General features: G+C 64.8%; 33 protein-coding genes. 10 read left to right on the top strand and 23 right to left on the bottom strand.

Going from position 1 to position 25,316, the window contains the following annotated elements:
- Nucleotides 1-124 precede the first annotated feature (124 nt).
- Both MSP7336_RS07435 and MSP7336_RS07430 read left to right on the top strand, forming a co-directional pair.
- Complete coding sequence (locus MSP7336_RS07435) at nt 125-2,443, top strand: DEAD/DEAH box helicase (protein WP_113963407.1); 2,319 nt, start codon at nt 125-127, stop codon at nt 2,441-2,443.
- Nucleotides 2,444-2,759: 316 nt separating this feature from the next.
- Nucleotides 2,760-3,776 carry a PAS domain-containing protein gene (locus MSP7336_RS07430; protein WP_113963406.1) on the top strand — a complete coding sequence of 339 codons (1,017 nt, stop codon included), beginning with the start codon at nt 2,760-2,762 and terminating at the stop codon, nt 3,774-3,776.
- Here MSP7336_RS07430 and MSP7336_RS24180 read toward each other — a convergent pair.
- From MSP7336_RS24180 to MSP7336_RS07390, 9 genes are all read right to left on the bottom strand, one after another.
- Entirely contained in the window at nt 3,773-4,084 is a 312-nt protein-coding gene (locus MSP7336_RS24180) for an Rv3654c family TadE-like protein (RefSeq protein ID WP_342353111.1), read from the bottom strand. The genes MSP7336_RS07430 and MSP7336_RS24180 overlap by 4 nt on opposite strands.
- A 19-nt stretch (nt 4,085-4,103) precedes the next feature.
- On the bottom strand, nt 4,104-4,394 hold the full coding sequence (locus MSP7336_RS24175; protein ID WP_244917531.1) for a TadE family type IV pilus minor pilin: 291 nt from the start codon (nt 4,392-4,394) through the stop codon (nt 4,104-4,106).
- Between the two features lie 35 nt (nt 4,395-4,429).
- The gene (locus MSP7336_RS07420; RefSeq protein ID WP_113964821.1) at nt 4,430-4,546 is read right to left on the bottom strand and encodes a DUF4244 domain-containing protein; all 117 of its coding nucleotides are present in this window, start codon (nt 4,544-4,546) and stop codon (nt 4,430-4,432) included.
- A gap of 62 nt (nt 4,547-4,608) precedes the next feature.
- Nucleotides 4,609-5,583, bottom strand: a complete 975-nt coding sequence (locus MSP7336_RS07415; RefSeq protein WP_113963405.1) for a hypothetical protein — start codon at nt 5,581-5,583, stop codon at nt 4,609-4,611.
- A 2-nt stretch (nt 5,584-5,585) separates the two neighbouring features.
- The gene (locus MSP7336_RS07410) at nt 5,586-6,230 is read right to left on the bottom strand and encodes a hypothetical protein (RefSeq protein WP_113963404.1); all 645 of its coding nucleotides are present in this window, start codon (nt 6,228-6,230) and stop codon (nt 5,586-5,588) included.
- On the bottom strand, nt 6,227-6,676 hold the full coding sequence (locus MSP7336_RS07405; protein ID WP_113963403.1) for a hypothetical protein: 450 nt from the start codon (nt 6,674-6,676) through the stop codon (nt 6,227-6,229). The genes MSP7336_RS07410 and MSP7336_RS07405 overlap by 4 nt, the downstream gene beginning before the upstream one ends.
- Nucleotides 6,677-6,842: 166 nt before the next feature.
- Nucleotides 6,843-7,163 (bottom strand): hypothetical protein, encoded by a 321-nt coding sequence (locus tag MSP7336_RS07400; RefSeq protein WP_113963402.1) that lies wholly within the window; start codon nt 7,161-7,163, stop codon nt 6,843-6,845.
- Nucleotides 7,163-7,534, bottom strand: coding sequence for a Gp19/Gp15/Gp42 family protein (locus MSP7336_RS07395; protein ID WP_113963401.1), 372 nt, complete (start codon nt 7,532-7,534; stop codon nt 7,163-7,165). The genes MSP7336_RS07400 and MSP7336_RS07395 overlap by 1 nt, the downstream gene beginning before the upstream one ends.
- Nucleotides 7,535-7,748: 214 nt before the next feature.
- The gene (locus MSP7336_RS07390) at nt 7,749-8,036 is read right to left on the bottom strand and encodes a hypothetical protein (protein ID WP_113964819.1); all 288 of its coding nucleotides are present in this window, start codon (nt 8,034-8,036) and stop codon (nt 7,749-7,751) included.
- A gap of 310 nt (nt 8,037-8,346) precedes the next feature.
- Here MSP7336_RS07390 and MSP7336_RS07385 point away from each other — a divergent pair, with 310 nt between their 5' ends.
- Together MSP7336_RS07385 and MSP7336_RS07380 are read left to right on the top strand one after the other, a co-directional pair.
- Entirely contained in the window at nt 8,347-8,703 is a 357-nt protein-coding gene (locus MSP7336_RS07385) for a hypothetical protein (protein WP_113963400.1), read from the top strand.
- Nucleotides 8,704-8,772: 69 nt separating this feature from the next.
- The gene (locus MSP7336_RS07380) at nt 8,773-9,018 is read left to right on the top strand and encodes a hypothetical protein (RefSeq protein WP_113963399.1); all 246 of its coding nucleotides are present in this window, start codon (nt 8,773-8,775) and stop codon (nt 9,016-9,018) included.
- Between the two features lie 45 nt (nt 9,019-9,063).
- Here MSP7336_RS07380 and MSP7336_RS07375 read toward each other — a convergent pair whose 3' ends face one another.
- The 7 genes from MSP7336_RS07375 to MSP7336_RS07350 all read right to left on the bottom strand — a co-directional run bounded on the left by MSP7336_RS07375 (nt 9,064) and on the right by MSP7336_RS07350 (nt 12,469).
- A complete protein-coding gene (locus MSP7336_RS07375; RefSeq protein WP_113963398.1) occupies nt 9,064-9,894 on the bottom strand; it encodes a phage major capsid protein in 831 nt (276 codons plus the stop codon).
- Between the two features lie 172 nt (nt 9,895-10,066).
- Nucleotides 10,067-10,540 carry a hypothetical protein gene (locus tag MSP7336_RS07370; protein ID WP_113963397.1) on the bottom strand — a complete coding sequence of 158 codons (474 nt, stop codon included), beginning with the start codon at nt 10,538-10,540 and terminating at the stop codon, nt 10,067-10,069.
- 9 nt (nt 10,541-10,549) lie between these two features.
- Nucleotides 10,550-10,753 (bottom strand): hypothetical protein, encoded by a 204-nt coding sequence (locus tag MSP7336_RS07365; RefSeq protein WP_113963396.1) that lies wholly within the window; start codon nt 10,751-10,753, stop codon nt 10,550-10,552.
- A complete protein-coding gene (locus tag MSP7336_RS23745; RefSeq protein ID WP_181786628.1) occupies nt 10,750-10,902 on the bottom strand; it encodes a hypothetical protein in 153 nt (50 codons plus the stop codon). Before MSP7336_RS23745 ends, MSP7336_RS07365 begins: the two co-directional genes overlap by 4 nt.
- Nucleotides 10,903-11,007: 105 nt before the next feature.
- Nucleotides 11,008-11,817 (bottom strand): helix-turn-helix domain-containing protein, encoded by an 810-nt coding sequence (locus MSP7336_RS24645; RefSeq protein ID WP_181786626.1) that lies wholly within the window; start codon nt 11,815-11,817, stop codon nt 11,008-11,010.
- 76 nt (nt 11,818-11,893) lie between these two features.
- Nucleotides 11,894-12,118, bottom strand: a complete 225-nt coding sequence (locus MSP7336_RS07355) for a hypothetical protein (RefSeq protein WP_113963394.1) — start codon at nt 12,116-12,118, stop codon at nt 11,894-11,896.
- 93 nt (nt 12,119-12,211) lie between these two features.
- A complete protein-coding gene (locus tag MSP7336_RS07350; RefSeq protein ID WP_113964818.1) occupies nt 12,212-12,469 on the bottom strand; it encodes a hypothetical protein in 258 nt (85 codons plus the stop codon).
- Between the two features lie 605 nt (nt 12,470-13,074).
- Here MSP7336_RS07350 and istA point away from each other — a divergent pair.
- Both istA and MSP7336_RS07340 read left to right on the top strand, forming a co-directional pair.
- Nucleotides 13,075-14,628, top strand: a complete 1,554-nt coding sequence (gene istA / locus MSP7336_RS07345) for an IS21 family transposase (protein WP_113963393.1) — start codon at nt 13,075-13,077, stop codon at nt 14,626-14,628.
- Nucleotides 14,625-15,428 carry an ATP-binding protein gene (locus tag MSP7336_RS07340; RefSeq protein WP_113963002.1) on the top strand — a complete coding sequence of 268 codons (804 nt, stop codon included), beginning with the start codon at nt 14,625-14,627 and terminating at the stop codon, nt 15,426-15,428. The genes istA and MSP7336_RS07340 overlap by 4 nt, the downstream gene beginning before the upstream one ends.
- Nucleotides 15,429-15,844: 416 nt before the next feature.
- On the opposite strand, the gene MSP7336_RS07335 is transcribed toward MSP7336_RS07340, so the two are convergent.
- From MSP7336_RS07335 to MSP7336_RS24470, 7 genes are all read right to left on the bottom strand, one after another.
- On the bottom strand, nt 15,845-16,165 hold the full coding sequence (locus tag MSP7336_RS07335) for a hypothetical protein (protein ID WP_113963392.1): 321 nt from the start codon (nt 16,163-16,165) through the stop codon (nt 15,845-15,847).
- 2 nt (nt 16,166-16,167) lie between these two features.
- Nucleotides 16,168-17,886: a recombinase family protein gene (locus MSP7336_RS07330; protein WP_113963391.1), complete on the bottom strand. Its 1,719-nt coding sequence runs from the start codon at nt 17,884-17,886 to the stop codon at nt 16,168-16,170.
- A 12-nt stretch (nt 17,887-17,898) separates the two neighbouring features.
- Nucleotides 17,899-18,027 carry a hypothetical protein gene (locus MSP7336_RS24480; protein ID WP_280524362.1) on the bottom strand — a complete coding sequence of 43 codons (129 nt, stop codon included), beginning with the start codon at nt 18,025-18,027 and terminating at the stop codon, nt 17,899-17,901.
- A gap of 9 nt (nt 18,028-18,036) precedes the next feature.
- Nucleotides 18,037-18,627, bottom strand: coding sequence for a type II secretion system F family protein (locus MSP7336_RS07320; RefSeq protein ID WP_181786624.1), 591 nt, complete (start codon nt 18,625-18,627; stop codon nt 18,037-18,039).
- Complete coding sequence (locus MSP7336_RS07315; protein WP_113963390.1) at nt 18,624-19,424, bottom strand: type II secretion system F family protein; 801 nt, start codon at nt 19,422-19,424, stop codon at nt 18,624-18,626. Before MSP7336_RS07315 ends, MSP7336_RS07320 begins: the two co-directional genes overlap by 4 nt.
- Nucleotides 19,421-19,552: a hypothetical protein gene (locus MSP7336_RS24475; protein ID WP_280524361.1), complete on the bottom strand. Its 132-nt coding sequence runs from the start codon at nt 19,550-19,552 to the stop codon at nt 19,421-19,423. Before MSP7336_RS24475 ends, MSP7336_RS07315 begins: the two co-directional genes overlap by 4 nt.
- A 92-nt stretch (nt 19,553-19,644) precedes the next feature.
- Nucleotides 19,645-19,776 (bottom strand): hypothetical protein, encoded by a 132-nt coding sequence (locus MSP7336_RS24470; protein ID WP_280524360.1) that lies wholly within the window; start codon nt 19,774-19,776, stop codon nt 19,645-19,647.
- Between the two features lie 414 nt (nt 19,777-20,190).
- Here MSP7336_RS24470 and MSP7336_RS07310 point away from each other — a divergent pair, with 414 nt between their 5' ends.
- The 4 genes from MSP7336_RS07310 to MSP7336_RS07295 all read left to right on the top strand — a co-directional run bounded on the left by MSP7336_RS07310 (nt 20,191) and on the right by MSP7336_RS07295 (nt 25,249).
- Nucleotides 20,191-20,799: a TetR family transcriptional regulator gene (locus MSP7336_RS07310; RefSeq protein WP_084249069.1), complete on the top strand. Its 609-nt coding sequence runs from the start codon at nt 20,191-20,193 to the stop codon at nt 20,797-20,799.
- A 94-nt stretch (nt 20,800-20,893) separates the two neighbouring features.
- Nucleotides 20,894-21,322 carry a DUF6188 family protein gene (locus MSP7336_RS07305; RefSeq protein ID WP_084264198.1) on the top strand — a complete coding sequence of 143 codons (429 nt, stop codon included), beginning with the start codon at nt 20,894-20,896 and terminating at the stop codon, nt 21,320-21,322.
- Nucleotides 21,323-21,367: 45 nt separating this feature from the next.
- Entirely contained in the window at nt 21,368-22,024 is a 657-nt protein-coding gene (locus MSP7336_RS07300; RefSeq protein WP_084249067.1) for a TetR/AcrR family transcriptional regulator, read from the top strand.
- A 162-nt stretch (nt 22,025-22,186) separates the two neighbouring features.
- Complete coding sequence (locus tag MSP7336_RS07295) at nt 22,187-25,249, top strand: MMPL/RND family transporter (RefSeq protein WP_084249066.1); 3,063 nt, start codon at nt 22,187-22,189, stop codon at nt 25,247-25,249.
- Nucleotides 25,250-25,316: the final 67 nt, after the last annotated feature.

Here is a 25,316-nt window from a genome sequence, read left to right as displayed (position 1 = left end):
GAACACAGAAGCTGCGACCGCAGATCAGTCAATCACGTTCCTGGCGTCGGCGACAGCCTCCCGCCGCCAATTGAGCAACCATCCGGTGAACAATTCAGGTGACGGCGGCTTGGAAGGGTGCGTAATGGTGACGTTCGGCAGCGAACTGCTAGCCGTCGCGGTCGCCGGTGGTGAGCCGGGCGAAAACCCGTTGCGCCACGTCGCTGAGCTGCCGGCGCGGGAGGGTCGGCCCGGTCCCTGGCCGGTCTGGGCCGACCCTGAGGTGGTTCGCGCGTTCACCGGGCGTGGCATCAGCTCACCCTGGTCACATCAGCTCGAGGCGGCCGAGCTGGCCCACGCGGGCCGGCACGTGGTGATCAGCACCGGCACGGCGTCGGGCAAGTCACTGGCCTACCAGCTTCCGATCCTCAACACCCTGGCCACCCAACCGCGGGCCCGGGTGTTGTACCTGTCACCCACCAAAGCGCTCGGCCACGACCAGCTGCGCGCCGCCCATGGGCTGACCGCGGCCACACCGCGGCTTGCCGACGTGGCGCCCACCGCCTACGACGGCGACAGCCCGGCCGAAGTGCGCCGCTTCGCCCGGGAACGGTCCCGGTGGCTGTTTTCCAACCCGGACATGGTGCACCTGTCGATAGTGCGTAACCACGCCCGCTGGGCGGTGTTCTTACGCAACCTTCACTATCTGGTGGTCGACGAATGCCATTACTACCGCGGCGTTTTCGGGTCCAATGTGGCGCTGGTGCTGCGCCGGCTGCTGCGGCTGTGCGCTCGATACGGTGGGTCGCCGACGGTCGTCTTCGCCAGCGCGACGACGGCGTCACCGGGCGCCACGGCCAGCGAGCTGATCGGCCGGCCGGTGCACGAGATCACCGAGGACGGCTCCCCGCAGGGCGGCCGCACCGTCGCGTTGTGGGAGCCGACCCTGCGCGCCGATCTGATCGGGGAGAACGGAGCCCCGGTCCGCCGTTCGGCCGGCTCGGAAGCGGCCAGGGTGATGGCCGATCTGGTCGCCGAGGGCGCACGCACGCTGACCTTCGTCCGGTCGCGCCGCGGCGCTGAGCTGACCGCACTGGCCGCCCGGGCGCGTTTGAACGACATCGCTCCCGAGCTGGCCGACAAGGTGGCCTCCTATCGCGCGGGATATCTGCCCGAGGATCGCAGCGACTTAGAACATGCGTTGGCCGACGGGCGGCTGCGCGGCATGGCCACCACCAACGCGCTGGAGTTGGGCGTGGATATCGCCGGCCTGGATGCGGTGGTGCTGGCGGGTTTTCCCGGGACGGTGACCTCGTTCTGGCAGCAGGCCGGCCGGTCGGGGCGACGCGGTCAAGGCGCACTGATCGTGCTGATCGCCCGCGACGATCCGCTGGACACCTACTTGGTCCACCACCCTGCCGCGCTGTTGGACAAACCGATCGAACGGGTGGTGATAGATCCGGCCAACCCGTATATCCTTGGGCCCCAACTGCTCTGCGCTGCAACTGAACTACCGCTCGACGATGCCGAAGTCCGGGAATGGGGCGCCGAAGCGGTCGCCGCTTCGCTGGTCGACGACGGGCTGCTGCGTCGGCGGTCCGGCAAGTATTTCCCGGCGCCGGGTGTCGATCCGCATCCTGCGGTGGACATCCGAGGGCCGACGAGCGGCCAGATTGTCATCGTGGAGACCGAGACCGGACGGTTGCTCGGCACTGCCGGGATCGGCCAGGCCGCGGCCTCGGTCCATCCCGGCGCGGTGTATCTGCATCAAGGCGAGAGCTACGTCGTCGACTCGCTGAACTTCGAGGAGGGCATGGCTTTCGTCCATGCCGAGGAACCCGGATATGCGACCTTCGCGCGGGAGCTCACCGACATCGCGGTGACCGGAGCCGGTGAACGCGCGGTGTTCGGTCCGGTCACGCTGGGCTTGGTGCCGGTCACCGTCACCAGCCGGGTCGTCGGCTATCTGCGCCGCCGGCTGTCCGGGGAGGTAATCGACTTCATCGACCTCGACATGCCGACTCAAACGTTGGCCACCACCGCAGTCATGTACACGATCACGCCGGAGGCATTGGTGCGCAACGGAATCGACGCGCCACAGATCCCGGGAGCACTGCACGCCGCCGAACACGCAGCGATCGGGCTGCTGCCCTTGGTGGCCAGTTGCGATCGTGGCGACATCGGCGGGCTGTCCACGGCGGTGGGCCCGGAGTCCGACGGGTTGCCCAGCGTATTCGTCTACGACGGCTATCCCGGCGGCGCCGGATTCGCCGAGCGTGGCTTTCATCAGGCGAGCACCTGGCTGGGCGCAACCGCGGCGGCCATCGAGTCGTGCGAATGCGCGCGGGGCTGCCCGTCCTGTGTCCAGTCGCCGAAATGCGGCAGCGGTAATCAACCGCTGGACAAGGCGGGTGCGGTGCGAGTGTTGCGGTTAGTGCTCGCGGAGTTGGCTCGGGAATCTTAGCGAGACGTGTGAAGGCGACCGACCCCTCGACGATCGACTTCCAGGCGTCTGCATCGTGGCAGCTGCCACCGACGCGCTTTCCTCACTTCTGAAGAACGCAGGTATGCCAAATAGAAACAGCGCGACGAACGGTCGGAGGACGCGAGCCGTTCCCAATCCAAAAGGCTGAGCAAAAAATACCCAACGAGCGGGCCATACGCAACTTACTGCACACGTGTCGAGCAACTGGCGAATTGATTACCGTCGGTCACGAAGCGAATTCGCCGGGCGCGCAACGAACTAATCCATTCATCCAACATCGGTAAAATATGCAGCCATGCCCCGCGACTGGCTGCTGGTGGAAACACTGGGCGATGAGCCGGCGGTGGTGGCGCTGGGCCGTCAACTGAAAAACCTTGTTCCAATTTCCGCATTTCTGCGACGCAATCCTCATCTCGCCGCCATCCAGACGGCGATCGCCGAATCGATGAAAACCGGTGAGAGCCTGGTCAGTATCACCCCAAAAAGCGACCGGGTAATCCGCACCGAGCCGGTGCTGATGTCCGACGGCCGCATGCACGGTGTACATGTTTGGAGCGGCCCGGCCAGGGTCGAACCGCTCGAGCGGCCGATCCCCGGGCCGCTCAAGTGGGACATGACCGTCGGTATCGCCACCGACACACGGGAGTCGTTGACCAACAACGGCAAGAATCCAGAGGTTGAGGACACCGACGGCCGCGCATTCGCCGAGAACTGGCCGGCGCGCGAGCTCAAGCCCAACGAAAGCAAGGTGCTTGCACTCGCGGTCAACCCCGAGCCGGGTCGAACCCTGTGCGCGACTTGGGACGCCACCGATTGGCAGGGCAACCCGATCAGGGTCGCTTTTGTCGCGCGCAACCTAGTGGAACCGGGCCCCGACGGCAGAGACCATCTGATCGCTCGCGGCATGAACTGGCGCGCCGATCCGGCAGAGCAGGCGGAGTCGAATAACGGGCTGGCCGAGCGCATTCTGCATGGGCTGGCGCAGCCGGGGGTGCATCGCGCCCTGATCGAACTCAACAACTGGACACTGCTGAAATGGCTCGACGAGCCGTGTCCCTTCTACGACTGGCGGCGCAGCGCGCGCAACGCCCCGCGGATCTATCCCGGCGACGAGCCGCGGTTGGCGGCGATGATCGACCAATTCGGCGAAGGCGCCGCCTGCGGGGTGTTGCGCATGCCCGGTCACGGCGATGCCTGGGTGCCGGTGCATGTGACGGTCAACCGGGTAGAGCTCGCCGAGCGGACATACGCCGGGCTCGTCACACTACGGTTGCCCACCGACGCCGAACTCGCCGCCGCCAAACTCGACTAAGCCGAGTCGGGCCCGGCCCGCGCGGCGGCGCGGGCAGCGCCCCACCTGCCGCCGGCCAGACCCACCTGCACGGTGACGATCACGTCGAGGCCATCCACCACGCAATCCGTGGTGACGCCTCGCATTTCGCTGACCACCGTCCTGGCCCGCTTGCATGCGGCTTGGGCTCCGCCGGCCAGCCGCCCGGCCGCGGCCAGCGCGGCCAGATCGGCCGCGGCCTGGGCGCGGTGGCGTGCCAGCACAGCCGAACCAAGATACACGCCGCCGCCGGTCACCGACAGCAATGCGGCCATCATCGCCGCCGCCACCACGGTTGCCGACCCGCGCTCAGCGCGACGGTTCTGCCGCCGAGGTTGCGGTGGCCGAGACGCCCAGCGCCGGAAGCAGATTCGATCGGGCGGTGACGGTTGCGACGACGAACTCGCCGTCTCGACGCAGCTGGACCGCGGCACCGCCCGGCGCGACGCGCCGGGCGGCCTCGATCGCCGAACGTTCGTCACCGCGTGCGGCCAACCGCGCCGCCTCACGCGCGGCATCGACACAACGCACCTGCATCGACACCGCGGTGATCCCGGCAAGGCAGACCACCAGCACCGCGACGAGCGCGGCGATCCCCAGCGCCGCCTCGACGGTGCTTGCGCCGTCATCTGCGGCTAGGTCTTGGTGTTGAGCGCGCGGGTGATGATGTTCGTCAGGGCGGTGACGATGGAGTCGCCGGTGACCACCGTATACAGGATCGCGCCGAACGCCGCTGCGGCAATGGTCCCGATGGCGTACTCGGTGGTGTGAGATTACACCGTGCAGAACCGACAGGCAGCACTGCATAGTGCCATCAGAATTTCTTCAGTTCATCCTTCGCCCATTGCACAAACTGCTCTCGGTGCGTCTCACGCCAAGCCTTGTCTTGGCGGTACGTGTCGCGGATTGGCGGCAGAATCGTCTGCCAGATGTCCTGCACCATGCGTTGGCCGGTAAGGGCGACTGAGAGCTTCTTCAAGTCTTTATCGTCGTACTTGCTCTTCCGATAAGCCTGGAAACCGCCGTCCGGAATCAGCTGCAATTCGAAGTATCCCTCCGGCTCCGCATAATGCTTGATGCCTATCTTGGCAGGCCCGAGTCTCGACCGATTGCGTGCGACCAATGCGAGCGAATCTTCTCGGAACATGTCGACACCCTGCGTCAGATGATTTCGCCGCCCGACAAAGGCGCCGTTCATTTCAGTAATGCCAGACAGTTTCACGTTTGGCGCTATTCTCTCGCCTTTGTGGAGCTTGTAGAGCAGCCAGAGAAAGAAATCAGGATCTAGCTCTTCTGTAATGCTGGCTGAACTCAGGCTCCCTGGTGGTACCTCGCCAGAGACCAAGGCGGTCAACGCGGGCCGTACGAATTCTGTCATCTCGGAGTCATTCCGCGACGCCACCAAAGCAGTCAGCTGGTCAGGCTCATGTTCGTCCAGAAGAAGTACATCGACCGCGCGCCGGTTGCTAATCCTTTGCCACTCAACGTCACCACCCAACCGCTTCGCCAGGGTGGTATCAATTTCGTCGTAGTAGTACCGAAGGCCGAGAATGTTGGTCTCATTATGGTTCGTCGCGACCTTGAGTTTGTAGCCCTTGTATGGGAGATAAAGTCCCTCGTTGCCAGCGAAGACTTCATCGTCAGACAGCGATCCCCATCCTTCGCTGAGTTTGGTGGGTTCCGAGGGATACCTCCGCTCGCTCGCTGCGCCGGCGATCCCGTCCAGGCCGGCCGACGTCTTCACCTTCAGGACGCTGACCGACAAGAGTCCCTTCGTCAGCAGCCCCATCGCTACCTCCCCCTCAAGTGGAAGCCATCTACACCCGCCTTAACCTTGAGGAGCTTAGGGCAACACCTCGCAAGAGGCGGCGACCAACGCTGTGTTATTTCCAGTTCCATTGGATTCGAGACAGTAAAGGCACCGTCGCGGACGATTTGGATCTCGGACACGGCTTGAAAGCCGCTACGGGCACTAAGGCCGGTGAAGATCACTCCTGTCCCGGTTGCATTCAGCCGCGCAGGCGTGTTGCGCCGAGTCTGGATGACGACCAAGTGTGAGCCGTAGGGACGAAAGTCGAGTTCCAATTCGCACTGTCGGCCCTCGGTGCATTTCCGGATCGCTTTACACATCCACGTTTCACCGGTTACGTGAATCTGAACGTTCACGCTCTGGTTGGGAGCGAGCGTAGGGCGACCGCTTTCCGGCTGATAAGTCTCCGCAGTTCTCCAGTGGAGTTCGACGGTGGGCCGACCAACAACAAAGCCCCAGAACACGAAAGCCAGCGTTGAGGCTACGACAGCCTCAATTAGCATCTCCAGGAGTTTCCCGTTGGTGAATTTCAACTCAAAAGGCACGAACGAAAGTAGCCAGAAAGTCACCACCGCCGAAGCGAACTTCGACGTCTCGAAGATCCACTCGCGTAGTTTGGAGGTCACAGGCCTGGGTCGACTCCGGTCAGACCCTTCCGAAGTGAGGCGAGATCTTCCTCATTTGCGTTGACAACGCCTTGCTGCGCTATTGAAAGATGGTTGTCAGCTCCACTAAGGAACTGGACTTGCTCCACGAATCGCCCAGACATGTGTCGATCGACGAAATCCCACAGTGATTGCCATTTACCCGCTTCTATGAGCTGGATAAGTTCACCCGACAGCCATTCTCTTTCTTCCTCCGCAACACGAACAAAGAATCGGTCCACAATGTGGAAGTCGAGCACGCGAAAGTCGGTTTGACCCAGGTGAAAGGCAATCGAGATGAGGTCATCCGAACCAGCCAGAAAGGCGTCTTTACGCTGCCGAAAAATCTGCACAGGTTGGAGCTGATCTGGGTTGGGTAGCGGCTCGAGTCCCTTCTCGTCGCCCCTTACCAGCTGGAGGACGGTCATGCTGCAATCCTCCCTCCGACCTCCGACATGCCGTCGGAGTACCCGAGCTTAGGCCGTTCTCTACTGCTATACCACTCGGCCGCCTCACCGAACCGTGTTTGTGACGGAAAGTCGCCACCAGCGTTACCAGCGACAACGCAAACACCGACTCCCGCGTGTTTGCGTTTCATCGCCGGACCATGACGTAGTCGACATGAGCTGTTCGGCGGCTGCCGTTGTAGATCTTCGGATCCCCGTCGATGGCGTACCGCTTGCCGTTCCACTCGACGGCGCTCTGAGCGCCCAGCAGATCGCGGTATCCGACCAGCCGTAGCCGATACCTCGAGGTGGTCCCGTCGTCGTTCTCGGTGGACGACAGCGGTTGCACGACGGCGCGGCAGACGACTCCGACCGTGCCGGGTTTCGTCATTTTGTTGCCGTCTGAGTCGATGGTCAGTATCTCGGGGTAGACGGTGACCTGATCGGTTCCTCGGTGCAGGAGGCTCATCAGCGGCCTCCGATGTTCGGGACGATCTGGAACATCTTGCTCGGCTTGACCCCGAGGCGTTCCCACTCCTCGGCGGTGATGCGGAGGCTGTTGTCGGCAGCCTCTCGCGACAGTTGGTAGCCGTAGCTGCCGTCCTGCTCGCTGAAGAGACCCTCGGGGTTGCGAATGACCCGCAGCACGGCCTCGGCCTCGATGTCGATCACGTCGTCCTGGTCGATGTCGCCTTCGGCGATCTGGTCGGCCAGGTCCGGGATCCTGCGGAGGATCTTGCGTTCTACCTGCTCGAGCCGGCGGTTGACGAGCGCCGTCTCTTCGGCGGTCAGCGACTTGCCGTAGATCGCCTGTACGTCAGTCGCTTTCGCGTATGCCATTAGATGGCCCTCTCTAGTCGGTCTAGTAGTGCGGCGGTGGCTGGGTTGGCCAGCAGCCCTGCGGCTTGCTTGGCTCGCATTTCTGCGAGGAACTCCGCGTGCGAACGCGGGGGACTCATGAATCGTTGCCGAAAGATCTCAGCCATAGACCCGCTGGGGGATGGTTTCGTAGCTGCCGTGCGGCGGCGTCTGGTCTTGCGTCCAGCTCTGGACATCAGTCCTCGGTCTCCGCGAAGTTCATCCGCGCCAGGAGCTGAGCCAGGAGCCCGCGCTGAACGCGGGCCTCAGCGATGAACGGGGAGATCACCGGCTGACCCATCGAGCCCCGCACGGTCAGCGGGGCCTCGGCGGCTGCCTCGTCCAGCTCCGCGATTTGATCGGCTACTTTGCACGCTTGGAATAGCAATTCGAGCCGGTCTGGCTCGTTTTCCAGGTAGAACTCTGCGGTGATTTTCCGCCATAAAGCCTTACCGTTTTTCTGCAAACCTGCAGGTACACGCATGTTTTTCATAACTTACTGACTCTCGAAAAATAGGGGTTTAAGTTTAATCGGATTTCTCACCCGCATAACCGACCGGTCGGGAAGGGGTGGGGAGGGGATGCCCCCTGGGGTCCGCAGCGAAGCCCACTTGTCAGCGGGCAACAGCTTTGAGCTGCAGATAATCCTCGCCGGCTCTCGCGAGCCGCTAATTCCTACGATGCTCTCGCTGGCGGTTCTCTCATGCCTGAGTTCGAGTTCGTGTCGTCCATCAGATCGGTTGGTTCTCATCGCTACGGTGAAGCTCGGTCATCGAACAAGGGCGGGGGTTGCAATGGCCTCGGAAGTCTGGGCAGCAGTCATTGGCGGTGTAGCGGGGTTGGCTACTGGGGCGCTCGGCTCGGTAATCGCGCCGTGGGTGAATTGGGGCATCGAGAAGCGGCGGTCTGACCGTCAGCACAGGCGCGACTTGGTTAAGGCGTGGCGAGAAGGTGTGACATACGAGGGACACGATTTCGTGCTGGCGCTCAACAGCAACTGGTATGAGACGCTGCGGCCGAACATGAAACCGGAGACCGTCGAGCGTCTAGAGCGACAACGGACGAGCATCGTGCCGCCTGACAATCATCGGCACTTCAAAGACGTATTCACCGGAGAGATAGACCGGATAGAACGCGAGTGGAAGCTCTGACTGTGACGTACCGAGTGAATTCCTCAGGAGGCGAGGGCAACGGTGTCTGACAATGCAAGATGGCCGAAGATGAGGGCCGACCAAGCGCAGAAGGCGGTTGACTTCTTACGTGAGGGTTTGAGTGATGCGGGTAAGGGTCTGGGCCCAGCGGCTGGCATGGGCGAGTTCATGTTTCAAGTCGGAAACTACGAGCAACTGATGGAGCTGGCGATGGGCTTGAAGGACGTTGCCGAGATCCTGATCGAAGGAACCGGTAGCTCCTACGAGGATGTCCTCGAAGGCGTCTCCAATAACATCGAGAACAAGCGGATCTGACCCCTCGGGGGACGGCGGATCTGGCCGTCCCCGTCGGGGATTCGATCAGGCGGCGTCGTAACCGCGAACGACAGCGGCTTCGTGCAGGAAGCCAACACCGACACGGGTGATCGCACGAACGTCGAGCGCGTCGTTGTAGAACCCGGAGTCCTTCGACCGAGTGACCTCGGCGTCCTTGCGGAGCACGGTCACGACACGGTCGCTCGGGATACCCCAGAACAGCGTGTCCTCGTCCACGGACGGGAGCGTCAGAACCGGCAGGCCCAGGACCGACAGCTCGCCGCGAGCGTCGAACGCGATCAGCGACTCGTTCGAAGCCTCAGCCTTCTTGATCTTCGCCAGCGTCTCGGCCGTGCTCGGGGCCATCAGCCAGTGAGTCAGCTTGGCGCCCACGGCCTTAGCCGCGAAGACGGCCTGGACGAACGGATCGGTGTTCGTGATCGCCGCGCCGGTATCGACCACAGACGGCGTGATCGACAGGAGACCGGACGGGCCGTTCGTCGTCGTGTTGCCGACGAACGCGGTGTCGATGGCGTGGCTGATCTGGTTGACCAGACCGCGCACCGCCAGCTCTGCCACCTCGGGGGAGCTGTCATCCGCGAGTTCGTTCGACAGGCGGGTGATGCCGCCGACCTTGCTCGGGGTGACCGTCACACCTTCGGTGTTGCCGTCGGTGGCGACGATGGTGCCCAGCTCGGTCAGCCAGTTCACGGCCGGATCCTCGTCCCAGATCGGGAAGGTCATCGAGACCTTGCCGGTCTTGACGACCGACGAAACCTGAAGGGCGACCGACTCCGACTCCAGCGCGGTGTTCAGCAGCTTGCCGAAGTCCTGCGGGGTGAAGGCGTCGTTGGTGCTCGAATGCTGCATTGCCATGTTTGTCCTCCTACGGACATGAGTAAGGCCCTTGGCACAGATACCAAGGGCCGCAATGGAATACTGTCTCCGGGCTAGACCTACGGTCTAGTCCGGTGCGGTTCTACAACCGCGAACGGTGCTCAGAGTTCGACCTACGGTCGACAGCTCCGGGCGTCAGCTCTTGAGTAAGTCAGAACCGGATTACGTCTCCCAGACTCTTCGGCTCGCGCTTCGCCGGGGGCCTGCCGCCGCGCCCCTGGGACGGGTCGTAACCGGGAGTCTGCTTCCGCAGACCCGGCCGCTCGGCGAGGATCGCGGCCACGTCAGCCGCCACCTTCTCGGGGTCCACGTCTCCGTCCTCGGTGAGATAGTCGGCCAACTCGTTTCCGCTGAGGCTGAACAGATCAGCCGGATGACTCAGCCCATCGGAGGCCAGGCGCTCGACCTCGGCGCGTTGCATCCGCTGAATGCGCTCCTCGGCTGCGGCCAAAGCCTCGCGGGCCTCGTTACGCTCCTTGCGGAACCGCTCCTCCTTATTGCCCTTGGGGCTTTCGAAGTCGTTCCCCGGACCTTCCCCCTCGGGTGGGGCCGAAAGTCCGTCAGCGACGCTCTCAGCGCCTTCGTGAGTTGTCTGGACAGCGTTCTCGTTGGTGTCTTCGCTCATGGTCGTCTCTCATCGGTTGCGGCGGTGCCATAGGGCACGCCTCAGTTCCATCGGGTCGGCGTCTTCGGGGAGCCCGAGGCGCTCGGCTACAGCCGCTCGCTTCTCTGGGTCCATCGGCCACGGCACGCCGTCGTTGGCGATCACGGCAGCCTCGTATGGCTGACCGTGTTTGGCGTACCACTCCTCGAATGTCAGCTCAGGTCGGTAGCTCACCGGCTCTCCCAGGCGCTCAGGACGGCTCCGTCGAACGGGTTCGGGCCGTCTCCGAGGGTGACTCCGGCCTTCGGGCCGAGGTGCCAAACCTTCGGCGGCGATTGGCCTTCTGCTGCTGCCAGTACGGCTTGTTCCAGTCGGCTCTGCATGTGTGTCTCCTATCTGTGGTGGGCGTCAGGCTCTGCCGTAGGCAGAGCCGAGACGACGAGAGCCCCGGCGGTTGGGCCAGGGCTCGCGGTTGGGGTGTTCGGTTGTCAGGCCCACGGGTCGCCGTGCGACCACGTCGTGGCTGCGGTTGCGGGTTCCAGATTCTGTGAAGCGCGTCCCTCGCGTGCTCGCGCCTTAGCCACCCAAGCGGGTGGCTCAGCCCACGGGTCATCGAACGGTGACCCGGTGGCGGTTGGAGGTCGTAGACCGACAAGCCCCTCCGGTGCCTCGGAGGCACCTCCGGTTGCGGTTGAAGGAACAGCCTGCCGATTGGCCGGCTGTTCGGCTGCCAGCGTTGAGGCAGCCTCACAGGAGGAGCCCTTCTTAGGGCTCCGACTATCGGCAACCTTTCCGGTTGCCTCTAATCCCTCAACCGCAAGAGACCGGCTCTCAAGGCCGGTCTCGTCCTGATCAGTTCTTGCATTACTGGAATGCACTTCTGGTGCATTCCTGGAATCCATTCCTATGGTGTCCGTCTGGTACCCATCCATGTGACCGTGGGACGGACACCTATGTGTCCGTGTGGCGGACACCTCCCCCGTCAACGTGTCCGTGGGACGGACACCCTCGGTGGCACTCAACTCCCGGATCTCGTCCGGGGTGAACGGTCGGTTCGTCATCTGCAGGTGCCAGCGCTCCCAAGCTGGACGGCTCTTGCCGGGGTTGTAGTGGATCTCCCGGACGAGCCAGCCGCGCCCCTGCAGCTCGTCCAGTGCTGCTGCGACGGTCTTCCGGTTCAAACCAATCGCCTCGGCGACGGCGGCGGCCGACTGCTGCCACTTCTCGTCATGCGACCAGACGTAGAGAGCCACGGCTCGTGCGTACGGCGAGAGCTTGCCGTCACGGGCAAGCGCCATCGGGATTCCTGCGTACAACTTCCCTCCACCGGGGCCGTGAGCCCCGCGTTCTCCGTGGTGCTGAACTAGGTTGCGACTAGCCATTTCGGCGAGCTGCCTCCAGCTCGGCGCGGAGAGCGGCCAGCTCGGCGCGTGCCTCGTTACGTTCAACTCGGTAGCGTGCCGCCTCCAGGCGAGCCTGCGCGGTCTCCTGCCGCGCGTAGGTGCGCTGCTTGCGGTAGTCCTTTGCTTCGGATCGGAGGTTGCGTATCAACCTCTGCACCGGCTCAGGTAGTTCCTGTTGCGTAGGTGCGGCTTTCATCTCTTCCCTCTCGGTTGAATTGTCCCGGCGACGTTTGTCGCGGGGTTCGCCTCCTGGGCGATGTGGGACCGGCCCACCTGGGGCCGGGGTAAATCAGGGCAGCTCTGGGAGCGCGCCAGCCTCGTATAGCTCGGCTAGGGCTTTGGCTACCTCGGCGGGTGCGACGGGCACTCCGTCGTGCTCGAACCGCACTCCAGCGGCCTCGAAGGCTCGGACGACCATCAGCGCGGCGCTGTTGCCTACGCGGCGTCGTCGCTCGCGTTCGGCCTTGCACTTGCGGCAGTAGCCGAACTTGTCGCGGTCGGCGGCGGATCGAATCTCATGCCCTTGAGGGCACCGGTTGGCGGGCATGTGCCCTCCTTTCTCGTGCGCCATGCGCGTGCATGGTTTGAGTCAAATAAAAAGAGCCAGAACGTAGTCCAGTTCTGGCAAGAGGAGAGAGACCCGCGCTGCCGCAATGTCCAGTACATCAGCGCGGGCTCTCGGTGACCCCGATCCTCATCGGTAACGGGACGTATGGCCGCGTCCCTTATCCGCCTGGGTGATGCAGGCGGCTCACCGCTGGAGCAGGTAGACCAGCGGGAAGTCTGTGACGGTCGGGGGAGACTGCCGACCGTCAGCCGGTGCCTGGGGCTGGCACCGTCAGGAACGACCGGAGGTCGATCCCTCAGAGGGACGGGTCTGACCGTCCCGTCTCGCGGCGCTTCAGGCGGTGGGGTGACCGCCGAGCTGCACGCAAAGTTTGGGGCGAGGGCCTTCCCCTAGGCCCTCACTATGTAGATACGTGTATGTTGTCGGCTGCCAGGTGAATGGGACCACTTCAGTGCTGGTTTTGCCATGAGCATGGGACCACCTGTTTGCCATTGATGGGACCACCTGGCTGGCGTTTTGCCAGTTATGGGACCACCCCGGCGTGGCTTCGGGTCTTCCGGTTGTTGAGCCGCTGTATTGGCCAAATGAGCTACCGGGAGGTGTCGGTGATCGAGGTTGTGGAGATGCTGCGGCTGTGGTTGCAGGGGCGGGGATTGCGGGAGGTGGCCCGGCTATCGGGAACCGACCGTAAGACGGTGCGCCGGTATGTCGATCGGGCGCGGGCGTGTGGGCTCGACCGTGACGGCGGTGAGTGTCAGCTGTCTGATGAGTTGATCGCGGCGGTGATCGCCGAGGTTCGCCCGCATCGGCCGGCCGGCAAGAGCCTGGCATGGGAAGCTATCGCCGCCGAGCATGAACGGATCAAGGCCTGGCTCAAAGACGGGCTGACGTTGACCAAGGTCCACACCTTGTTGGGACGTCGGGGTGTGGTGGTGTCGTATCGGACTCTGAATCGTTATGCCACAACTGAATTGGACTTCGGTCGGCGCCAGGCCACGGTGCCGGTGGCCGATTGTGAACCCGGCGCGGAGGTGCAGGTTGACTTCGGGCGGCTCGGCATGCTCACCGACGCTAGCGATGGTCGCCGTCGGGTGGTGCACGGGTTGATCTTTACCGCGGTGTACTCACGGCACATGTTCGTCTGGCCCACCTACCGCCAGACCCTAGCCGATGTGGTCGCCGGGTTTGAGGCGGCGTGGAAGTTCTTCGGTGGGGTGTTTTCGGTGGTGATACCGGACAACATGAAGGCCATCGTCATCGCCGCTGATGCCACCGAGCCCCGGCTCAATGATTCCTTCCGTGAGTACGCCCAGTCGCGTGGGTTCGCGATCGATCCGGCGCGGGTCCGCAGCCCGAAAGATAAGCCGCGGGTGGAGCGCATGGTGTCCTATGTGCGGTCGAATTTCTATGCCGGAGAAGACTTCCGGGATCTCGATGACTGTCGTAGCCGCGCCGAGCAGTGGTGTCGCGATACCGCGGGGATGCGCATCCATGGCACCACCCGGCTTCGTCCGGCCGAGGTGTTCACCGCTGACGAACTCCCGGCGCTGAAGCCGGTGCCCGACACCGTGTTCGACGTTCCGGTCTGGACGCACCCGAAGGTGGCCCCGGATCGGCATGTGCAGGTCGCCAAGGCGCTCTACAGCGTGCCCGGTGAGTTGATCGGCAAGCGCATCGCTGCCCGCGCCGATGCGCACTCGGTGAAGCTGTACTGGCGTGGTGAGCTGATCAAGGTCCACCCGCGGGTGGCGCCCGGCCGCCGTCACACCGATCCGGCTGATCTGCCCTCGGAGGTGTCGGTCTATGCCATGCGTGACATCACCACGCTGCAGCGCAAGGCCGCCGCGCACGGCGCTTATGTGGGCACGTATGCGTCCGCGGTGCTCGAGCATCCGTTGCCGTGGACCAAGATGCGCCAGGTCTACCGGTTGCTGGGGTTGGTGCGCCGCCACGGCGGCGCCGCGGTCGACGATGCCTGCCGGCGCGCTCTGGACGCCGAGGTCATCGACGTCGGGCTCATCGAACGGATCCTGACCCGCAATGGCGGGGAACAACTCCCGCTGATACCCAAACCGCCGGCACAGGCGTCGCGGTTCGTGCGCCACAGTTCGGATTTCGCGGTGCGGAGGCCCTCGTGAGCCCCACCCGCCCCGACGCCGCGCCGGCGGTCAAACCGATCGAGGTCTCCGCCGACCTCAAAGCGTTGATGCGTCGCCTCAAGCTGGGTCAGCTGCTCGACACCCTGCCCGAACGGTTGGCGTTGGCCCGCACCAACCGGCTGCCGCATCACGATTTTCTGGAGCTGCTGTTCGCCGACGAGGTCACCCGCCGCGACCGCGAATCCGCAGCCCGACGCGCCAAGGCCGCCCACCTCGATCCGGCGATGCAGTTGCAGGCCTGGGACGACTCCGCCGCGGTGGCCTTCGATCAGCAGCTGTGGGCCGAGCTGACCTCGCTGCGGTTTTTGGCCGATGCCTACAACGTGCTCATCATGGGGCCGGTCGGAGTGGGAAAGACGTTCCTGGCCAACGCATTAGGACATATCGCCGTCCGCCGCGGGCGCAGCGTGCACACCGAGCGGGCCGACAAATTGTTCAAACGCCTGCGCGGGGCACGCCTGGACGGCAGCTACGAAGACGAGATGCGCAAGCTGCATCGCGTCGAACTGCTCATCGTCGATGATCTGGCGCTGCACCGGCTGGAGGCCACCGAAACGACGGACTTCTACGAGCTGATCGTCGAGCGCCACCGCAAGGCCTCCACGATCATCACCAGCAACCGGGAACCACCCGAGATCCTGACCATGATGGCCGACCCGCTACTGGCCCAATCAGCGATGGACCGGCTGCAATCAGCGGCCTACGAACTCGTCGTCGAAGGCCAGTCCTACCGGCAACGCCAAAAGCCAAAGCCGGTCCCTCCGACTGCGTCGGATTGACCGGCAACGGCTCCGTCAGTCACCATCAACACGGCCCGTGACCGGAAGACGAACTGGTCCCATCCTCATGGCAAACCAGTGGTCCCATCACCCTGGCAGGCGACAGTATGTGGGGTTTTTGGCCCCTCACATGTAGGAAGGTGACACTTCGCGCCGACCCGAGGTCAGGAGCTCGACCCCTTCACTAGATAGATACGCGTCCTTTAGACCCCTCCGCTTATAGGGAAGGCGTCTGCAACACCCCTCCACTAGTAGGGAAGGTGAGTATTCGCCCTCTCCACTAATTGGGAAGGTGTTACTTGCAGGCAGTTCCGGCTATTTGTGAGCAACATCACCGAGGCGGTTCATGGCGGAGTCAAATGACAAAGCCCCGCACGATGGCGGGGCTCGGTCGGTCGGTTGGGTTAAGGCTGCAGCTACAGCCGCTCGGGCAGACGCAGCTCGAGAACGTGCTCGTTGCAATCACTCTCGGCGCAGGACGGGCAGTCTGCCGAGAACACCGACTCGAGGAATCCGAGGCTGATCAACTCCTCTACTGCGTCGGCGCAATCAGCCGCCGTCGTCGTGGCCATCACGTCATCACCGACCTTCCGGCCTCTGCGGTTGATCGACTCAGCCATGCTGTCGGCGTCGGTCTTCCCGAGCAGGATCTCGGTGGCGGCGTCAACCGGCGTAACCATCGCCCCGCCGTAATGCGCGATGATCGCGGCGAGCCATTCACTCCTGTCGAAGCCCATCGTCACGCTCCCTTCCGGTCAGTGGCGTCGATCTGGTCGTCAACGGCTCCTCCGGTGTGGTGAATTGTCTCCGTCCGTCCATCCGTGAGGTGGACGATCACCTCACCCGTTCGCAATTCGAGTCCGGCAATGCCGTTCGCCTTCATGGCTTCGAATGCCTGCTGAAGGTTGGCCGCAGGTCCGCTGGTCTCCAATTGCTGCCTCAGCGTTTCGAGGTCCGCGAAGTCGACATTCAGCGTCGGCCCCTTGCCATCGAGTGAGTAGACGAATCCGAGGGTGAAGCCCATCGAACGCAGCCACACGTTGCGAGCGGTCACGTCCTGCCGGTCCCACCAATCGGCGAACTTCTCGCCAGTCGGCTGCCAAGTCCAGCCAGCGGGCTTGATGGCTTCGGCTGCCAGCTCGGCCTGGCGTGCCGCCAGCGCCTCGATCCTGGCGTCCAGGCGGTCACGCTGCGGAGTGCCCTTGCGGAAGGCGGGAGAGCCGAGCTGATCCGCCAGATCCGCCAGGGTGCTGTCGATCTCGGCCAACTCGGCCGAGTGATCCGATCCTGAGTCCCAGACCCGTTCCAACCTCTCGGACGTGCCGAGCACGCCGAGCAGGAGCGTCTCCACCGTCTCGTCTGCATACTCCAGCGGTATCGACCTGTTGCCGCAGGGATCTCGGTACTGCGCCGAGGCACACCGGTATCGAGGCTTGCGCCCCACGCCACCCTTCAGCCGGTAGGCCGGCCGACCGCAGACGCCGCAGTAGATGACCTGAAGCAACAGACCCGAGGACCGTTTCGTCGGCTCCTTCCGGTTCTCCCGGTCGGCCAGCTCCGCGCCGACCCGGTCGAATACCTCTCGGGTCAGAATCGGCTCAGACCGGACGACTGGCGATCCGTCGTCGTTACGGACGACCGTCTCAGGACCGAACACCTTGCGGCCCTTCGAATCCCGCTTGACGCGGCCCTGGGCGTCTGTCAGCGGTTCCCGTGCCACTATCTGTCCCAACAGCGTGGGACTCGTCAGAGCCCGTTTCAGCGGGCTGGAATGCCACTGGTACCCCTTGACCTCTCGGCCCTGCAACTGCGCGAACCGATCCTTCGGAGTGAGCACCTTCCGAGCCGTCAGATCGTGAGCAACAGCTCGCAGCGGCTCACCGGTCAGCACCCGCTCAACCACCTCCCGAATGACCGTAACTTGCTCGGGATCCTGTACCAGTCGCCAATTTCCGTCCTCGTCCTGCTGAGGCAGGTAGCCCCACGGCGGAATGCCTCCCCGGTACTTGCCAGCCCGAATGTTGTACCGGGCAGCCGAGGCGTTGCGGTCGCTGATGGCTGCAAGCTCCATCTCGGCCACCTTCGCGACCAGGAGCGCGATGATGTCGCCGAACGGCTGAGTCAGGTCGAGGAACTGCTCGGTGGCTGACACCACCAAGACCGAGTGCTGCTGACACCAGCGGATGAGGTCCGCGAGGTCTAGGAGCCTGCGGACTATCCGATCCATCCGGTAGAAGACCAGAACGTCGAACTCGCCGAGCCGGTTGGTCAGCCAGTCGCCGAGTTGCGGACGGTCAAACGGCGACGTGGCCGCAGCCGATACGTCGAGATCCTCGGCGATCCCAACCACCTCGTACCCGCGCCGAGCGCACAGCTCGCGGCAGGCTTGTAACTGCCGCTCAGGGGAGGTTGTAGCGTCGGTGACGCGGGACAAACGGACAACGATCAGGGCACGCACGGTGGCATCCTCTCAGACGGTGTAAACCGAGCCGATCGCGTATTCGACGGTGGACATGCCCGCCTCGTCGACGACCAGCAAGACCAATCGCGCATGCATCTTCCGAAGCATCTTGGCTCCCTTCGCCTTCCCGTTGCTCATCAACCCGCCTCACAACAGCCCCGACTGCAGTACCTCACCGGCCAGTCCGGCGACCACCGGAACCAGGCCCAAGCAGACGAAGGCCGGCAAAAAGCACAGGCCGAGCGGGCCGGCGATCAAGATTGCTGCCCGCTCGGCGGCCGCGGTCGCCGCGTGGGCGGCATCCTGGCGGCACTGCCCGGCCAGCTCGGCCACCCCGTCGGCGAGCGCCACCCCGGAGGACGCCGAGCGTCGTGCCAGCCGAAGCAGCGCATCGGTCTGCGCATCGATAGCACCGGCCGCCAGGTCCGCCGGCGCCGTCCAGGCGACGGCCGGATCGGCACCCATGGCGAGCAGATCGGAGGCCCGGCGCAGCAACCTGGCCAGCAGCGGCGGAGCGGCCCCGGCGGTGGCGGCCGCGGCGGTCGATGCGGCCATGCCCGCCGCCAGGCAGACCGACAGCACATCCAGGCTCGAGGCCACGGCCAACGGGTCAGGGCCGCGCGCCGGGCGTCGCCGCGAACGTGATCTGCCGATGGGCAAGCCGGCGCGCGCCCGCACCGTCGACGGCCCCGCACCGCTCAGCAGTGCCGCAGCCAGCAGCATCGCCGCGGTACTCACGACGTCACCCGGTCGGTGATGCGGTCCGACCACAACAGCCCGGCGCACGCCAGTGTCACTCCAACCACCAGCAGCCAGCCACCCGCGCGTCCGTTCAACAGGAACGCCATCGGTCGCGCCCCGATCAGCTGGCCGAGCAACACCGCGAGTACCGGTAGGCACGCCAGGATCGCGGCGGTGGCGCGAGCACCGGCCATCGCCGAACTCACCTGTGTCGAAAAGCGTTGTCGCTCAGCGATATCCCGTTGCGCTGCGCGCATCAACGTCGACAGCGCCAAGCCGTGGTCGGCGGCCAGCTGCCAGCACACCGCCATCCGCTCCCACTGTGTGGGCAACGCTGACGTCCGGGCCGCGTTACGCAGACCGGCGGCGACGTCGGCGCCCAGTCGGGCGCGCGCCGCCACGGCCCGGCAACGGTCGCCGACGGACCCGCTGGTTTCGTCCGCCGCCACGCCGAACGCCTGCACTGGGTGCGCGCCGACCCGTAGCTCACCGACGAGCACGTCGATCGCGGTTTCCAGGGCGCGGCTCTCGGCACGTTCACCGCGGCCGCGGCGTCGGCGCCGCCAACGCAGGGCGCACGTCGCGGCCAGTACAGCTGCCGCCAAAAAGGTGGTGCCCGGCAGGAGTACCGCGCCGACGACGCCGACAACAGCCCCGCATCCGACCAACAACGGCGCTGCCGGGAACCGGGTTGTGCGGCAACGGTCCGGCGACGCCAGCCGCCCACGGGGCGAGTTCGGTAGCACGAGCAGCGCCAGTCCCAACGCGATCGCAGCCAGGGGATAGCCCGTCACGCCGCATCCCGGTTGCTCAGCAATCGGCGTAGCTCGGTGATCTCGTCAGCCACGCCACGATCGGCATGCCACACCGTGGCGACGCGGACTTGGCGGTCGGCGCGGCGCAGCATGGCGATCTCGCTCACCCGCCGGCGCCCGCTACGGTCGCGGGCGACGTGCACCAAAACCTGACCGGCTTATCTGTAAGGAGAGCGGCAGCTTGTTGAATATGGGCTGGTCAAGAGGTGTTATACATGTGGTGATCGGGCGGGTTGGTGGCTCGCCAGGTGCACATGTGTAGGTCGCGGCTCGGCGCGGAGGGTTCTGGATCCAGGTAGGCGGCGCCGATCATGTCGGCGATGGCGGGCATGCGGGCGGCGCTTCCGAGTGTTCGTGATCAATGCGCGACCGTCAGCAGATAAGCAGAGCTCGAAGATGCCGCAGTCGGCACCGGAATCGCTAAACCCACCACTTCTAACTACTTCGCCAAAGCGGACATCCTGGCGTTCTTGCTCGCAGTGTCCCCCCAAGACGTCGCCAACGAGATGTCCTCGATCGCGTCCGCGCGCGGTTCCCGAAAACTAGTACTACTGGTAGCGCACCGCTACTAGTAGTAGCGTGCTTGGTGTAGGTAGCTGGACGCAAGGGGGAGCACGGGCCATGTCGGCAGAAGATCCGCCGGCCGCGGCGATCGCCGGGGCGCCATTGACTGGTGCCGGTGAGGTGCTTGGCGTTACCCGCATCACTGGTCGGCTGGATGTCTCAACTCCTATGTGGTGCCGTCATGAACGCGGCAGCGTTCGCTGACTTGCGGTCTGCCGTCACGCCGAAGCGGGGGCGTCGCGCCCTGATCCTGGATGCGGTTGTGGCGATTGGGTCGCAGGGCGGCTATGACGCTGTTCAGATGAGGGATGTCGCCGAGCGGGCTGACATCGCCATCGGAACGCTCTACCGCTACTTCCCATCCAAGGTGCATCTGTTGGTATCGGCGCTGGGGCGTGAGTTCGAACGCTTCGACACCAGCTACGACTGGGCGGCGAGCGGCGCTACGGCGCAGCAGCGGCTGCGCCGTTTGATCGACCGTGTCAACGAGGAATGGCAGCGCAATCCCGGGTTGACGGAAGCGATGACGCGAGCGTTCGTGTTCGCTGACGCCAGTGCGGCCGCGGAGGTTGATCATGCCGCCAACGTCTTCGAAGGCATGCTGGCCCGCGCCATGAGCGGCGGTGAGCCCACCGAGGAGCAGCATGCTATCGCGACAGTTATCTGCGATGTTTGGTTGTCAAATCTGACCGCCTGGCTGAGCCGGCGGGTGTCGACGGCCGAGGTCTGTCGGCGACTCGACCACGCGATGCGCCTGCTGATCGGTGACGACGAGCACTCGAAAATCTGAATCGGAGGGCCGCGATAATGAAACTCGCAGTAGCGTAGCGCTACCAAGGGTAGTCTTTGTGGTGAGGACCTGACGTCGCGTCGAAGGGACGATCATGTTGAGCCAGTGGATCGAGGGGTGCGCCGTGCAGCGCGTCGCCGTCAAGGATGGCCTCGCCCTTGACCTCGACGAGTACAACGAGCTGGTCATTTGGGGGCCGCTGCGCTTGACTGTGCCCCCGGTGGGTGACTGCCCGCCCGAGGAGGTCGTCATCGATCCGAACGATGTGCCGGTGGTGCTGCGTCCGCTGTTGGATTTTTCGGGATCGACGTGCACTCGGGCGCTCTACGACGACGATGGCCACCTGCATCTGGAGTTTTCCACTGGCCACTGGATCGATGTCGCGGGCGATGAGAACCTGACGGCGTGGGAGTTGTACGGCAAATACCACGGCTATATGGCCTGCCTACCCGGGGGCAGGGTGCGCGTCGTGCGCCACGACATACCCGACGAGCACGACAGCACCCCAGCGGTGGCGCGATAGCGCCACACTGCACAGCAGGACTATTAGGTAGGAGCCAGCCCGCCCATGGCCGCAGTTGATCCGACCGGACCGCCGGCACGCGGGGCAGACGGCATTTTCGACGACGACGACATCGACCCGCGCAAACTTCGTTCACGCGCCCGGCTGCTGGACGCCGCCACGTCGCTGCTGACCAGCGGCGGGGTGGAGGCGGTCACCGTGGACGCGGTGACGCGGTTATCGAAAGTGGCGCGCACCACACTGTATCGGCACTTCGAGAGCACCACCCATCTGCTGGCGGAGGCGTTTGAGCGGCTGCTTCCCCAGGTGACCTCGCCGCCGGCCACGGGCGATCTACGTGACCAGCTGATCGAGCTGGTGCATCGGCAGGCGGCCCTGATTGATGAGGCGCCGCTGCATCTGACCGCGTTGGCCTGGTTGGCGCTCGGGCCCGATCCCAACAGCGACGCGCGCCAGCCCCTGGCCGGTCTGAGCGCTCGCGTCATCGAGCAGTACCGGCAACCCTTCGACGAGCTGTTGGCCGGCGCGGCGGCTCGTGATGAACTCGACGACTTCGACACCACGCTGGCCATCATCCAACTACTCGGACCCATCGTGTTCGCCAAACTCACCGGGATGAAAACACTGACACCCGCGGACCGTGTCCGCATCGTCGACGATTTCCTGGTGGCCCACCGACCACCGACGCCAGAAACCGCCTGACGATGCCCGGCGCTGCCACCACTACAGGGGCATCGCGTCGGCAACCTCAGGTGCATGCCATTCCCCACAAAGGGGTACTCATAGTAGCGTTGCGATACCGATAGTCTCTTTTCCATAGTCTCTCTTCCAGGGAGAGGCGCTTCCCTTTCGGGAGTAGATGCGATGACAGACGGCCGACCAGGTTCGACGGCCACGGCGAACGCGCGCCACACGGCACGAACCGGGCAGTCCCGGCCGCCGGCTGCCGGGAGGGAATACAGCGGGCGGCTGGCCGCCCTGGGCGGATTCACCGTGCGGCATAAAGTGCTGGTGATCGGGGCGTGGCTCGCGGTCGCGGTCGTGTTGGCGCTGCTGTTTCCGCAGCTGGAGACTGTGGTGCGGCAGCAGTCGGTGGATCTGATCCCCCGCGACGTGCCGTCGTTTCAGACGCTGGACCGGATGAGCGCCGCGTTCGGCGAGCAGGGATCCAAGACCACAGTCTTCGTCGCGATGGAAGACCCCGCCGGGTTGACTCCGGCCGCGCGTGACCGCTACGAGGCGATGGTGTCGCGGCTGCGCGCCGACACCGACCATGTGCTGCTGGTCCAAGACCTGCTGGCCGACCCGGTCACCGCCACCCAAGCGGTCAGCCAGGACGGCAAGGCCTGGTATCTGCCGGTCGGCGTGGCCGGCACCTTAGGCGACCCCACCGCGGCCGAGTCCGTGCAAGCGGTGCGCGCCCTCGCCGCCGAGGCCTTCGCCGATTCGAGCACCACGGTGCGGGTTACCGGTCCACCGGCCACGTTCAGCGACCAAATCGCCTCGGCCGAACACGATCTGGTGCTCATCTCGATCGCGACCGCGGGGCTGATCGCGCTGATTCTGCTGATCGTGTACCGGTCGGTGTTCACCGCCCTTCTCCCACTGCTGGTCATCGGTGTGAGCCTGGCCGTCGGGCGAGGTGTGCTCTCCGCGCTCGGGGAGATGGGCATGCCCGTCTCACAGTTCACCGTGGCGTTTATGACCGCGATCCTGCTCGGCGCGGGCACCGACTACACGGTGTTTCTGATCAGCCGCTACCACGAGCAGCGCCGCGCCCAGGTAGCGCCCGAGCAGGCCGCGATCTACGCGACCGCCAGCATCGGACGGGTCATCTTGGCCTCGGCGGCCACCGTGGCGTTCGCGTTCCTGGCGATGGTGTTCGCGCGGCTCAGCGTGTTCGCCGCTTTAGGCCCCGCGTGCGCGATCGCTGTCCTGTTCGGATTCCTGGCCACCGTCACGCTGCTGCCGCCGGTGCTGGCGCTGGCCGCCAAACGCGGCATCGGCGACCCCAAACCCGACCGCACCCGCCGCTACTGGAACAGCGTGGCCGTCGCCGTGGTCCGCCGGCCAGTCACACTGTTGACCATCAGCCTGGCCGTCCTGCTGGCCCTGTCGGCGGTCGCGGTGACCATCAACATCAGCTACGACGACCGCAAAGGCCAACCCGCCGACACCGCCAGCAACCAGGGCTACCAGCTGCTGGACCGCCACTTCCGCAAAGACGTCGTCTTCACCGAATTCCTGGTGGTCGAAAACCCCACCGACATGCGCACCGGCAAAGGGCTGGCCGATCTCGACGAGATGGCCTCACGCGTGGCCCAGATCCCTGGCGTCACCAAGGTCTCCGGGGTCACCCGCCCCACCGGTGAGCGGCTCGACCAAGCCGAATTAGCTTGGCAGAACCAACAAATCGGGGACAAGATGGCCGACGCCGTCGCCGACGGCAACGCCCGCAAAGCCGACCTGGCCAAACTCACCAACGGCGCCGACCAACTGGCCGCCGGGTTGGCCCAACTCGACACCACCCTGCGCACCGCCCTGGCCCCGCTGAGTGGGATCTTGAGCCAAGCCCAATCCGCCGGCACACAAATGCAGCAGTTCCGGCCCCTGCTGCAGCAACTTTCGGCCACCGCACCCGCGGTCGACCAGGCCATCCAGTCCGGGCCGGGACTGCGGCCATGGGCCGACCAAGCCGCCAACGCGATCGCCATCCTTGATCCGCTCGTCGGTGCCCTCAACACCGCTCCGTGGTGTGCCACCACACCCCAATGCGCCCAGATCCGCGACCAGGTCCAGGTCTTGGTGACCCTGCGCAACAGTGGCTTCTTCAGCCAGGTCGCCGACCTCGGCGACCGCTACAATCCCGCCACCGGCGCCACGGTCGCCGAAACCCTCGCCGACATCCGAAACGCCGTCACCGCCTTGGACAAAGCATTCGGAGCCCTCGGGGACCCGGCCGACCTGGCCGGCAACATCGGACGGCTCCAAGACGGCATCAGCCAACTGGCCTCCGGCGCCCAAGCCCTGGCCACCGGCGTGCACACCCTCGTCGACAGCAACCTCGAATTGCTCTCAGGCATGAGTAAGATCGCCACCCAACTACAGAACTCCGCCCGCGCCAGCGCAGATTCAGATTCCTCCAGCGGCTTCTACCTACCTCCCAACACCTTCGAAAACCGCCAATTCGCCGATGTCGCCAAGCAATTCCTGTCCCCCGACGGCAAGACCGCCCGCTTCGCCATCGAATCCAGCCACGACCCCTACACCGTCGACGCGATGAACCTCGCCCACACGGTCACCGACGTCGCCAACGCCGCCCGCCCCAACACCGCCCTAGCCCACGCCACCGTGTCAGTGGCCGGATTCCCTGCCGTCAACTCCGACATCGCACGCCTACTATGGGCCGACTTCGCCCAACTCGCCATCGCCACCATCGTGATCGTCGGCCTCATCCTCGTGCTGCTGCTGCGTGCCGTGCTGGCCCCGATCTACCTGCTGGGCACCGTCGTGCTCAACTACCTCGCCTCCCTGGGCATCGGCGTCCTAGTCTTCCAATACCTGCTTGGCCACGAAATCGCCTGGCCCGTACCGCTTCTCGCGTTCATCATCCTCGTCGCGGTCGGCGCCGACTACAACATGCTGCTCGTCTCACGGCTACGCGAGGAATCCGGCACCAACATCCGCGTCGGCGTGCTACGCACCGTGGCGAACACCGGCTCCGTCATCACCTCCGCCGGAGTCATCTTCGCCGCCAGCATGTTCGGCCTCATGTTCGGCTCGATCGCCATCATGATCCAAGCCGGATTCATCGTCGGATGCGGCCTACTGCTCGACACCTTCCTCGTCCGCACCCTCACCGTCCCCGCCATCGCCACCCTGCTGCGCGAAGCCAGCTGGTGGCCCCAACCCAACCGTGCGCCGTAACCCCCGCCGAGCCCAACAGGTGCTCGGCGGGCACTGACCCCACCAGAGGTCCACGGCCCGGCCAAGG

The sequence above is a fragment of the Mycobacterium shimoidei genome (genome assembly GCF_900417275.1).
In the GTDB taxonomy this organism is placed as follows: Bacteria; Actinomycetota; Actinomycetes; order Mycobacteriales; family Mycobacteriaceae; genus Mycobacterium; species Mycobacterium shimoidei.
Note: the sequence above shows the minus strand (reverse complement) of the source record. Positions and strands in the feature narration are given on the sequence as shown.